The sequence below is a fragment of the Allobosea thiooxidans genome (assembly GCF_900168195.1).
In the GTDB taxonomy this organism is placed as follows: domain Bacteria; phylum Pseudomonadota; class Alphaproteobacteria; order Rhizobiales; family Beijerinckiaceae; genus Allobosea; species Allobosea thiooxidans.
This window is the reverse complement of sequence record NZ_FUYX01000004.1, coordinates 474,215-485,373: the sequence shown is the minus strand read 5'-3', so window position 1 is coordinate 485,373 and position 11,159 is coordinate 474,215. Positions and strand designations below refer to the sequence as shown.

Below are 11,159 nucleotides of genomic sequence, written 5' to 3'. Positions count from 1 at the left end.
GGAAATCCTGCAGCACGAAGGGCGTCTTCGGCCCCAGCGTCTCGGCCGCCATGGCGTAGTAGGAGAGGATCTGGTCGTCGGTGCGCAGCGTCGAGGGCGGCGCGACCATCACGCCGGCAGCGCCGTCGCCCATCACGCTGTCGCTGAGCTCGCGCATCGCGGCGAAGCCGGACGCCGAGACGCCGGCGACGACCGGGACGCGGCCGTCCACCCGCTTCAGCACGCGGCGCACGAAGATGCGGGATTCGTCCGCCGTCAGCTTCGGCGCCTCGCCCATCATGCCGAGCACGGTGAGACCGGTCGCGCCCTTCTCCAGATAGAAGTCGACCATGCGGTCGGTGCTGTCGAGATCGAGCGCGCCGGTCTCGGTGAAGGGCGTCACCGCGATGACATAGACACCCTTCGCGGTTTCATCGAGCAGAGCCATGGTCGTCCTCAGTTCTTGGTGGCGGCAGGCATGAGCTTGCCGGGGTTGAGCAGCCCTGCCGGGTCGAGCAGGTGCTTGAGCTGGTGCATCAGTTCGAGTTCGAGCGGCGCCTTGCGCAGCGGCATCTCGTCGACGCGCAACTGGCCTATGCCGTGCTCGGCGCTGATCGAGCCGCGCCGGCGGCCGATCTCGTCATGGACAATGCGGGTGAGTTCCGGCGCGATCGCCGCGAAGGCGGCCGGATCCTGGCCCTCGGCCGGCAGCAGGTTGTAGTGCAGGTTGCCGTCGCCGAGATGGCCGAAGACGATCGGCCTGACGCCGGGCGCCACCCTCCGGACGGCGGCGTCGGCGACGGCCACGAATTCGGCCATGGCCGAGACCGGCATCGAGACGTCGTGCTTGGCCGCCTTGCCCTCGCGCACCAGCGCTTCCGAGACGCCTTCGCGGATGCGCCAGAAAGCCTTGGCCTGCGTGCCGTCCTGCGCGATGGCGGCGTCGAGCACGAGGCCGGCTTCGATGCCCTCGGCCAGTGCGGCTTCGAGGCGCTCGCGCAGTTCAGGTTCGTCGTCCTGGTCCGAAAGCTCGATCAGCACGGCCGCCGGGGGCGTTGCGGCCAGTGGCAGGCGGGCATCGCCGATATGGCGCAGGATCAGCGCCAGGCACTCGCCGGTCATGAACTCGAAGGCGGTCAGCCGGTCGCCGCAACGGTCGCGGACCGTCGCCAGAAGCGCGAGCGCGGCAGCGGCGTCCCGAACCGCGACGAAGGCGCTTGCCCGGGCATGCGGCCGGGCGAAGAGCTTGAGCACCGCGCCGGTGATGACGCCGAGCGTGCCTTCCGAGCCGATGAAGAGGTCGCGTAGGGCGTAGCCGGTATTGTCCTTGCGCAGCGCCGTCAGCCCGTCCCAGACGCGCCCATCGGCGAGGACGACCTCGAGCCCGAGGGTGAGCTCGCGCATGGTGCCGTAGCGCAGCACCGCGACGCCGCCGGCATTGGCGGCGAGATTGCCGCCGATGGTGCAACTGCCCTCGGCGCCGAGGCTGAGCGGGAAGAAGCGTCCGGCTGCCCCGGCTGCCTGCTGAACCTTGGCAAGGACGACGCCGGCATCGACGGTGATCGTGTTACCGACCGCGTCGATATTGCGAATGCTATTCAGTCTCGTAAGCGATAAGATGATCGCCTGGCCCGATGCGTCGGGCGTCGCCCCGCCGGACATGCTTGTATTGCCGCCCTGCGGCACGACCGGCGCCTTGTGGCGTGCGCAGATGCGCATCACGGCGGCGACATCCGCCGTCGAGCCGGGCCGGACGACGGCGCGCGCGGCGCCGCGATATTTGCCGAGCCAGTCGGTGATGAAGGGCGCCTGGTCCTGCTCGGAGACGAGGACGTTCGCCTCGCCGAGGACCCCGGCGAGTTCCGCGATCAGATCGTCCATCCTCAGGCTCCGCGGAGGGGACGCCCGCCCCAGCCCAGCTGCACGCGCCCGATCGCCATCGTCACCGCCGCTTGCGTCGGCTCGACGATGGGGATGCCGAGCTCCCGTTCCAGCGGTTCACGAAAGCGCGCCATGCCGGCGCAGCCCATGACCAGCACATCGGCATGATGCGCGTCGCGCAAGGTCCTGCCGACGGCGATCATCCGGCCGAGCGTGAGCGCATCATCGGCCATCTCGGCGATGGTCAGGTTCACCGGCAGGTCGCCGGCAAAGCGGTCCATCATCCCCATGGCGCCGAGATAGCGCAGATGGCGCGGGATCGAATTCTGCAGCATCGCGACGATGCCGAAGCGCTGGCCCAGCGTCAGCGCCGTCAGCACGCCGGATTCGGCGATGCCGAGCACCGGCTTCTCGCTCTGCTCGCGCAGCGCATGCATGCCGGGATCGGAGAAACAGGCGATGACAAAGGCGGCCGCTTCATTCTCCAGCCCGGCGGCGCGCTTCAGCAGGGCCGGGATCAGCCCGTCGACATCGCGCTGCGACTGGATGCCGGGGGGGCCCTCGGTCAGCGTCAGGCATTCGATCGCGGGGCCGCCGGCCATGCGCAGCGGCGTGACCGCGACATCGATCTCCTTGGTCACGCGCACGGTCGAGTTCGGATTGATGACGTAGATCGTGCCGCTCACGACACCTCTCCTTCCGGGGTGGTTTGCGTCCGCTCGCGCCAGCCTGCGAGCGTCTGGCGCGGCTCCTGAAAGCGGTCGCCCAGGCCGAGATACCAGTCCGCGCCGTGCAGGCGGCCGACGAGGTCGAGCTTGTCGATGTCGACATGCAGGCGCTCGTCGACGATGCCGTCGCGGATGTGGAGATGGACGATCTCGCCGACGACGAGGTTGCGGTGCCGCGTGCCGAGCGAGAGCGAGACCGTCTCGCGGCATTCGAGCTGGACCGGGGAGGCGGCGAGCCTTGGCGCCGCGATGGTGATGCTCGGCGCGGTCGCGAGCCCCGCCGCCTCGATCTCGTCGATCTCGCCGGGGAAGTCGATGGCGCAGATCTGCATCGCCTCGACCATGGCGCGATCGACCAGGTTGACGACGAAGCTGCCGGTCTTGCGGATGTTGCGCATCGTGTCCTTCAGCGGCGAGGGCGCATTGTCGCGCCCCTCGATGCCGAGGACGACCAGCGGCGGTGCATGGCTGAAGACGTTGAAGAAGCTGAAGGGCGCGGCATTGGCTCGGCCCCCCGCATCGACGCTGGTGACGAGCGCGATCGGGCGCGGCAGCACCGTATTGACGAGGAGCTTGTAGAGATCGCGCTCCGCCAGATCGCCCGGGGCCCAGTCCATCGGCTCTAACCCAGGCTCACATCGAGCAGGCGCACCGTCTCGGCCAGCACGCGCGCTCCGTCGCCGGCCTGTTCCGGCGTGATCGACTCTTCCGGCGCATGGCTGCGCCCGTCGAGGCAAGGCACGAAGATCATGCCGACCGGGCCGATATGGGCGATCTGGACGCCGTCATGGCCGGCGCCGCTGGGCAGGTCGCGCGTGGCGAGCCCGAGCGAGGTGGCGGCATTGGCGATGGCCGAGCGGATTTCCGGCGCGCAGGCGGTCGGTGCGACATGGCTGATCGGCTCGACCGCGATGGTGAGGCGCAACTCCTCCAGAGTCGGGCGCAGGTCGCGCACCAAGGCATCGCCGAAGGCCTTGACCGCCGCCTCGTTGCCGGAGCGGACCTCGAGCGTCAGAACCGCCTCGCCGGGCACGGCATTGGCGGCGTTGGGGCTGACTTCGATGCGCCCGAAAGTGGCGACGAGCGGCTGGTTGTCCCGCGCCGTGGCGAGCGCCCGCTTATAGGCAGCCTCGACCAGCCTGGCGGCACCGACCAGCGCGTCGGCCCGCAGCGGCATCGGCGTCGCGCCGGCATGGTCGGCCCGGCCGGTGACGACGATGCGCTCGCGGCGGATACCGACGATATCGGTGACGATCCCGATCGGGATCTGCTCGTTCTCGAGCACGCGGCCCTGCTCGATATGGACCTCGACATAGGCCGCGACGCCATCGGCGGGGCGCTTGACCGCAGCAAGTTCCTCCGGCCGGCCGCCGATGAAGGCGATGCCTTCGCGCAATGTCATGCCGTCCGGGCGGGTGAGGGCGAGGTGCTGCTCGCTGAGGGCGCCCGCGAGCGCGCGGCTGCCGATGCAGGAGAGGCCGAATTCGCTCGGCTCCTCCGCCAGGAAATCGACGACCTCAAGGGTATGGCGCAGCCTGTCGCCGCGCTCGCTGAAGCTCTGGGCGACCTCCAGCGCGGCGAGCACGCCGAGGATGCCGTCATAGCGGCCGCCGGAGGGCACCGTGTCGGAATGCGAGCCGATCAGGATCGGCTTAAGCGCCGGGTCGGCGCCGGCGAGGCGGCCGATCAGGTTGCCGGCCGCGTCGAACTCGGTCTCCAGCCCGGCCTCGCGGAATTCCGCCGCCAGCCATTCGCGGCCTTCGAGGAAGCGCGGGGTGAAGGAGCGCCGTGTCCAGGGGCGCTCGGGATCGGTGATCCCGGAGAGCGCTTCGATGCGCCGCCACAGCCGGTCCTGATCGATCGCCATGACGCTCAGGCCGCCGGGCGCAGGAAGCGGCCGTCACCGGCCTTGTTGCGGATCTCCTTGCCGTCCCAGGCGAGCTGGCCGCGGACATAGGTCGCGGCGACGCGGACGCGGAATTCGCGGCCTTCCATCGAGCTCCACTTCACCGCCGCCAGGCTCTTGCTCGGATCGTGGATGAAGCGGCCGGGCTCCAGCACGGTGATGTCGGCATCGGCGCCGGCTTCGAGCCGGCCCTTGTCGGCGAGGAGGAAGGCCTTGGCCGGTCCCTCGCAGAGCTGCTTCACCACGATGGTCGGAGAAAGGCCGTGCTCCTCGCAGCCAGTCCAGAGCGCCGGCAGCAGCGTCTCGATGCCGGGGCCCCCCGAGGTGTTCTTGAAGATCATCGGGTCGCCCTTCTTCTCCAGCCCCCAGGAGACGTGGTCGGACGAGATGAAGTCGCAATGGCCGGCGGCGAGGTGGCTCCAGAGCAGGTCGCTCTCGGCCTTCGGGCGGATCGGCGGATAGTGCTTCACCTTGGCGCCGAAGCGCGGCACATGCTCCTCGGCGTTGAGCATGAAGTACTGCACGCAGCTCTCGACCGTCGCCTTGTGGCCGGCGCGCTTGTACATGTTGCAGATCTCGAAGCCGCGCGAGGTCGAGACGTGGACGGCATGGGCGCGAGCCCCGGTCTCGGCGCCGAGCTCGTAGATGCGGGCGGTGGCGAGGTTCTCGACCAGCGGGGTATGGGCGCGCAGGAAGGCGTCCGGGCCGGTGTCGCCGGCTTCGGTCAGCTTCGCGATGTTGCGCCTTGTCATCTCCTGGTCCTGGTTATGGACGCCGCAGAGCAGGCCGGTCGGCTCGATCAGCTTGAAGGCTTCGTAGAGCGTGTCGTCGCCGATGCGGGGAAAGCGCGTCGGGTTGGCCTCGAAGGTCGAGAACTTGAAGGCGCAGGCGCCGGCCTCGACCAGGCCGGGAATGGCATGGAGCCCGTTCTCGATGGTGATCGTGGCGTAGAGCGCGACGTCGACATGGGCGTCGCGCTCGACCACCGCGACCTTCTCGTTGAAGAGCTTGGCGCTGGTGACCGGCTCCGGCTCGTCATAGGGCATATCGACCATGACGGTGACGCCGCCGGCCGCCGCCGCGCGCGAGCACATGCCGATGCCTTCGTGATTGGCCTGGCTGCCCGAGTGGACCTGGCCGTCGATGACGCCGGGCATGATCCACTGGCCGCGGAAATCCTGGGTCTCGCGCGCCGAAGGCGGCGTGCCTGAGCCGACCTTGCCGATCTTGCCGCCGGTGACGGCGACATAGCCGTCTTCGATGATCCGGTCGGAGAGCACGATGTTGCCGCGGAGGACGAGGTCGAAATCGCTCATGGTCAGGGTATCCGGTTGTTCCTGCGGGGTATGCGGAGCGCGTCGGCTAGCTTGCGCGGCCGAGCGCGTAGTCGGTGAAGTTCATGCCGAGCGCCTTCTCGACGATCGGATAGACGCTGGGGTCGGTCACGCTGGAACTCAGCGGGATCTTGTCCTTGGGCACACGCAGCACCCAGAGTTCCATGCCCTCGCGGACATGGCCGGCGCTGACCGGCTGGCCGTCGCTGTCGAGCGTGGTGATCACGTCCGGGAAGGAGGCATGGCGGGCGCCGTCGAGATCGGTCACGGCCATGTATTCGTTCATGACATGGATGATGCGGGCTGCGGCGGCGGTGCCGACCTGGATCGTGCCGATGTCGAAGGCTTCGTTGGTGTAGCGGACATCCTTTCTTGCGACGGGGCCGCGCGCGATGATCGAGCCGCCGGTCTGGTCGCAGATCGCGTCGATCACGGCGTTGCCGCCCTTGGGCTTGGCGTCGAGGATGCGTTCGCCCAGCGCCAGCGCCATCGAGATGCCGCCGAGCGCGGCGTTCTTGCGGACGTAAGCCGCCGAGACCGGGTTGCGGCAGGAGGCGATGAAGCCGCCCGACATGTCGGAAGCCGTGCGCAGAATCGGCGAGACCTTGGCCGTCGCGCCGCGGGTCACAAGCTCGATGTACTGGTTCTTGGCGCGATTGCCGCCGACCGCGACCTGGATCGTCGCCTCCGGGCTGTTGGCGAGGCCGATCGAGCCCATGTCGCCGGTGGGATGGGCGCGGATGTCGCCGACCGCGTCGACCACCTTCACGCCCAAGATTGCGCTCGGCAGCCAGGCGTTCAGCGTGCTCGACATGCCGTTCTGGCCAATGATCAGGCCGTAGATCGGCTTGCCCAGCGCCTCCTGCAGCAATTGCACCGCCTTGACGTAGTCGATGCCCCACATCTCCCATTCGGTCGTGCCGGCTGGCGCGCCGATGGCGGCGGCGGTGGCGATGATGGCGTCGTCGGGGATCTCGTCCATGGTGACGAGTTCGGGCCTGCCGGTGTTGACCGCGGCGGTGCCGAGCATCCGGCCATGATCGGCCCAGCCCCCGCCGCCCGCGGCGAAGACCGAACCGCCCGCAACGGCGGCCTCGACATCCTTCATCGTCAGAAAGCGTCTCATCGGCCGGCCTCTTCCCTCTCGCGAGCCGGTCGTTGCCGGCGCAGGGCCAAGCTTAGAGCGCTGTACGCGAAATGAATCATGCTTATTATGCGGCCGATCATAACGGGATGTTATCCGCATGCGGCTCAATCTGCGCCAGATCGAAGTCTTCCGTGCCATCATGATCACCGGTTCGATCAGCGGCGCGGCGCGGCTGCTCTCCGTCTCGCAGCCAGCGATCAGCCGCCTGCTCGCCTATACCGAGGACAGGCTGGCGTTGCGCCTGTTCGAGCGCGTCCGCGGACGCGTCCAGCCGACGCCCGAGGCGCGGCGGCTCTTCCAGGAGGTCGATCAGGTCCATCAGGGCGTGGTTCGGGTCAACGAGCTGGCGGACGAGCTGCGCGAGCGCGGCACCGGCTCGGTGCGGATCGTCGCCAGCCCGAGCGTCGGCCAGGCGCTGGTGCCGGACGCCATCGCCCGTCTGCGCGAGCGCTTTCCAGACCTGCGCGTCGAGTTCGAGGTGCTGACCCTGCTCGAAATCATCGCCAAGGTCGTCGCCGGCCGCGCCGATCTCGGCGTCTCGATCCTCCCCGTCGACGAGCCGACGCTCGACATGGAGGTGCTGACCGAGGGGCGCCTGATGGTGATCATGCCGCGCGATCACGCGCTCGCCCGGCTGCGTGTCGTCCGCCCAGCCGACCTTGCGCCCTATCCGCTGATCGGCTTCGGTCCGCAGACGCCCTATGGCGACGTCGTCGGGCGCGCGCTCGCGCTGAAATCGGCTCCGCTCAGGATCAGCACGGTCGTCCGCTTCACGCCGGTCGCCTGCGCCATGGTCCGTGCCGGTGCCGGCATCGCGGTCGTCGACGAGTTCGTGCTGCGCGGCCGCACCTGGCCGGAACTGGTGTCGCGCCCGCTCGCGCCCAAGACGCGCGTGCGGGCGCATCTGCTGACGCCGCGCTTCGAGCCGCTATCGCGCACGGCGAGCGCTTTCGTCGACATTCTGCGTGGTCTGGTGCCGCCTCTGCCGAAAGGCCAGGAGGCAGAGACGGTCGATAGCGCTTAACATCATGTTATGGAAACCCGACAAGAAATAATTGGCAGGGCATGATTTCGCCCTGTTAGGTTTCGCTCCAGACGTGGCCGGATTGTTGCAAGAACAGGGGCGCAACGATCGCGGCGTCGCCGTCGTACAACGGGAGCGGGAAGCATGAAGCTGAATTCGATCGGGGTGGCGCGCGCCGCCATCAGGGGCATGGCGTTGGCCGCCCTCATCGCGACTCCGGCCATGGCGCAGGACGCCGACCATCCGCAGGGCGAGAAGCTGAAGGTCGCCTGCGATCTCGGCTTCGCACCCTTCTGCTTCAAGACGCCGACCGGCGAGACGACCGGCTTCACCTATGACATGTCCGTCGCGCTGGCGAAGCAGCTCGGCCGTCCCGGCGTCGACGTGACGGATTCGAACTTCTCGGCGATCTTCGCCGGCTTGTTCTCGAAGCGCTACGAGATGATCCCGGCGCCCACCAACATCACGCCCGAGCGCGCTGCGCAGATGCTGTTCAGCGAGCCCTATATGCCGACGGGCCTCGGCTTCCTCGTCAAGAAGGGCGGCAAGATCGCCAATCTCGAAGAGCTGAAGGGCAAGGCGCTGACCGTCAACAACGGCTCGATCTCGGACAAGTGGCTGACCGACAACGAGGCCAAATACGGCTTCACCATCCAGCGCTACAACAAGAACGCCGACGCCGTGCAGGCGGTGATGATCGGCCGCGCCTTCGCCAATGTCGCCGATGCGCCGGTCTCTCGCTATGTCGCGACGCAGACGCCGATGGCGGATGTCGCCTTCGTGCTCGACAGCGGCCGCAATTTCGGCATCGCCTTCCGCAAGGAGGACGCCGCCTTCCGTTCGCAGGTCGAAGGCGCTCTGGAATGCATCAAGACCGACGGCACGCTCGCGAAGATCCACGAGAAATGGTTCGGTGTGAAGCCGGATGCGGGCTCCTCCTCGGCGAAGGTCTATCCAGGCACGGGCGCTCCGGATTTCGAGGGCTACGACGCCGCCGAGCGCAAGGCCGCCTGCAAGTGACCGCGCAGCCCGCCATGACGGCCGCATCGCCCGAGACGATCGTTTCGATCGAGGGGCTGCGCAAGAGCTTCGGCCAGGTCGAGGTGCTGCGCGGCGTCGATCTCAAGGTCGGCAAGGGCGAGGCCGTCGTGATCGTCGGCTCCTCCGGCTCGGGCAAGAGCACCTGCCTGCGCTGCATCAATCGCTTGGAGGAGCCGACCGCGGGCATGATCCGCGTCGGCGGGCAGGAAGTCACCGGCCCGAAGGTCGATCTCGACAAGCTGCGCCGCGGGATCGGCATGGTCTTCCAGGGCATCCATCTCTACCCGCACAAGACGGCGCTGGGGAACGTGACCCTGGCGCTGCGCAAGGTCGTCGGCCTGGGCAAGGAGGAGGCGGAGGCGAAGGCCCGCCACCATCTCGAGGTCGTCGGTCTCGCCCACAAGGCCGATGCCTACCCGGCCGAGTTGTCCGGCGGCCAGCAGCAGCGCGTCGGCATCGCCCGCGCCATGGCGTTGGAGCCGCAGGTCATGCTCTTCGACGAGCCGACCTCGGCGCTCGATCCCGAACTCGTCGGCGAAGTGCTCAACGTCATGGTCCGCACCAAGGAGATGGGCATGACCATGATCGTCGTGACCCATGAGATGAAGTTCGCGCGTGACGTCGCCGACCGCGTCGTCTTCATGGACCACGGCGCGATCCTGGCCGAGGGCACGCCGCAGGAGATCCTGGTCAACCCGCAGCACCAGCGCATCCGCGATTTCGTGATGCGCTCCCACGGCTGACGGGCGCCCATGGACCAGATCGTCCGCTACTTCTTCGATTTCTCGCTGATGTCGGCCTATTGGCCGGACATCCTGCGCGGCTTCCTCATCACTGTCGAGATGTCGATCCTGACGATCGTGATCGGCATCCCGCTCGGCCTCGCGCTCGCGGTCCTCAGGCTCTACGGCATCCGCCCGCTGAACTGGCTGATCATCTTCTACATCGACTTCTTCCGCTCGATCCCGCAGCTCGTCCTGATCGTGCTGGCCTATTTCGCGCTGCCCTATTTCGGGCTGGTGCTGGAGCCGTTCACGGCGACGGTGCTGGCGTTGGCGATCGTGCTCTCGGCCTTCGCGGAGGAGATCTTCTGGGCCGGCATCAACGCGGTGCCGAAGGGCCAGTGGGAAGCCGGGCGCTCGACGGGCCTCAGCTTCACCAGGACGCTGGCCTACATCATCCTGCCGCAGGTGGTGCGCATCTCGATCCCGCCGCTGACCAACCGCGCCATCGGCATCAGCAAGGGCACGACTTTGGGCTCTGTCGTGGCCGTTCCTGAGCTGCTCAACGTCACCTCGAGCATTCAGTCCAACGTCGCCAATCCGACGGCGCTGACCGTCGGCGCGCTGCTTTTCCTCCTGTTGTTCCTGCCCTTCGTGCGCTTCACGCGCTGGCTGGAGCACGCCTACGCTCATCCGAGGTCGTGATGAACGAACTCGTCACCACATTCTTCAATCTCGACGTCCTCGCCGAGGTCTGGCCGCTGCTGCTGCAGGGCTTCTGGATGACGCTGGCGCTCGCCGCCGTCGCCGTCCCGCTCTCGGTGCTCACGGGCATCGCCATCGCCATGGCGCAGGACGTTCCGAGCAAGCTGCTGCGCTTCCTGCTGATCGCCTATGTCGACGTGCTGCGCGCGATCCCGCCGCTGGTGCTGCTGATTTTCATCTTCTTCGGCCTGCCTTTCCTCGGCCTGAAGCTGAACGAGTTCACCGCGGCCGTGCTGGCGCTGACGCTGAACGGCTCGAGCTATTTCGCAGAGATCTTCCGCGCCGGCATCGAATCCGTGCCGAAGGGCCAGCGCGAGGCCGCGCGTTCCACCGGCCTGAGCTGGTACAAGAGCATGATCCATGTCGTGGTGCCGCAGGGCACGCGCAACGTGCTTCCCGACCTGGTCAGCAACACGGTCGAGCTGGTGAAGCAGACCTCGATCGCCTCGGCGGTCGCGCTCCAGGAGCTGCTGCGCTCGGCCCAGCTCGCCCAGGGCCTGCTCTACAACCCGACTCCGCTGATTGCCGCGGCGATCGTCTACTTCCTGATGTTCTGGCCCTTCGTGCGGCTGGTCTCGCGCCTGCAGAACCGCACGGCCGTGTCGGCGGCGTGAGGCGGCACGCCCCGTCGC

12 protein-coding genes are annotated in these 11,159 nt (G+C 68.0%); 5 read left to right on the top strand and 7 right to left on the bottom strand.

The window, feature by feature from the left end; translation table 11 throughout:
- The 7 genes from B5Y19_RS10525 to B5Y19_RS10495 all read right to left on the bottom strand — a co-directional run.
- Positions 1-427: dihydrodipicolinate synthase family protein (locus B5Y19_RS10525; RefSeq protein WP_139384341.1), on the bottom strand; the 427-nt coding region annotated here is incomplete at its 3' end.
- Positions 428-435: 8 nt separating this feature from the next.
- Complete coding sequence (locus B5Y19_RS10520; RefSeq protein WP_055729754.1) at positions 436-1,860, bottom strand: FAD-binding oxidoreductase; 1,425 nt, start codon at positions 1,858-1,860, stop codon at positions 436-438.
- A gap of 2 nt (positions 1,861-1,862) precedes the next feature.
- Complete coding sequence (locus B5Y19_RS10515; RefSeq protein WP_055729753.1) at positions 1,863-2,546, bottom strand: aspartate/glutamate racemase family protein; 684 nt, start codon at positions 2,544-2,546, stop codon at positions 1,863-1,865.
- Positions 2,543-3,205, bottom strand: coding sequence for a flavin reductase family protein (locus B5Y19_RS10510; protein ID WP_055729752.1), 663 nt, complete (start codon positions 3,203-3,205; stop codon positions 2,543-2,545). Before B5Y19_RS10510 ends, B5Y19_RS10515 begins: the two co-directional genes overlap by 4 nt.
- 5 nt (positions 3,206-3,210) lie before the next feature.
- Positions 3,211-4,455: an N-carbamyl-l-glutamate amidohydrolase ErtE gene (locus tag B5Y19_RS10505; protein WP_055729751.1), complete on the bottom strand. Its 1,245-nt coding sequence runs from the start codon at positions 4,453-4,455 to the stop codon at positions 3,211-3,213.
- A gap of 5 nt (positions 4,456-4,460) precedes the next feature.
- Positions 4,461-5,810 (bottom strand): hydantoin-5-propionate amidohydrolase, encoded by a 1,350-nt coding sequence (locus tag B5Y19_RS10500; RefSeq protein WP_055729750.1) that lies wholly within the window; start codon positions 5,808-5,810, stop codon positions 4,461-4,463.
- A 46-nt stretch (positions 5,811-5,856) separates the two neighbouring features.
- Positions 5,857-6,954, bottom strand: a complete 1,098-nt coding sequence (locus B5Y19_RS10495) for a thiohydantoin desulfurase (protein ID WP_055729749.1) — start codon at positions 6,952-6,954, stop codon at positions 5,857-5,859.
- Between the two features lie 118 nt (positions 6,955-7,072).
- Between B5Y19_RS10495 and B5Y19_RS10490 the strand changes: the two genes are divergently transcribed.
- The 5 genes from B5Y19_RS10490 to B5Y19_RS10470 all read left to right on the top strand — a co-directional run bounded on the left by B5Y19_RS10490 (position 7,073) and on the right by B5Y19_RS10470 (position 11,141).
- Positions 7,073-7,999 (top strand): LysR family transcriptional regulator, encoded by a 927-nt coding sequence (locus B5Y19_RS10490; protein ID WP_055729748.1) that lies wholly within the window; start codon positions 7,073-7,075, stop codon positions 7,997-7,999.
- A gap of 144 nt (positions 8,000-8,143) precedes the next feature.
- Entirely contained in the window at positions 8,144-9,019 is an 876-nt protein-coding gene (locus B5Y19_RS10485; RefSeq protein ID WP_244555549.1) for a substrate-binding periplasmic protein, read from the top strand.
- Positions 9,020-9,033: 14 nt separating this feature from the next.
- Positions 9,034-9,783, top strand: coding sequence for an amino acid ABC transporter ATP-binding protein (locus tag B5Y19_RS10480; RefSeq protein ID WP_055729853.1), 750 nt, complete (start codon positions 9,034-9,036; stop codon positions 9,781-9,783).
- A 9-nt stretch (positions 9,784-9,792) separates the two neighbouring features.
- Complete coding sequence (locus B5Y19_RS10475) at positions 9,793-10,467, top strand: amino acid ABC transporter permease (protein ID WP_055729747.1); 675 nt, start codon at positions 9,793-9,795, stop codon at positions 10,465-10,467.
- The gene (locus B5Y19_RS10470) at positions 10,467-11,141 is read left to right on the top strand and encodes an amino acid ABC transporter permease (protein ID WP_055729746.1); all 675 of its coding nucleotides are present in this window, start codon (positions 10,467-10,469) and stop codon (positions 11,139-11,141) included. The genes B5Y19_RS10475 and B5Y19_RS10470 overlap by 1 nt, the downstream gene beginning before the upstream one ends.
- The last annotated feature ends 18 nt before the right edge of the window (positions 11,142-11,159 follow it).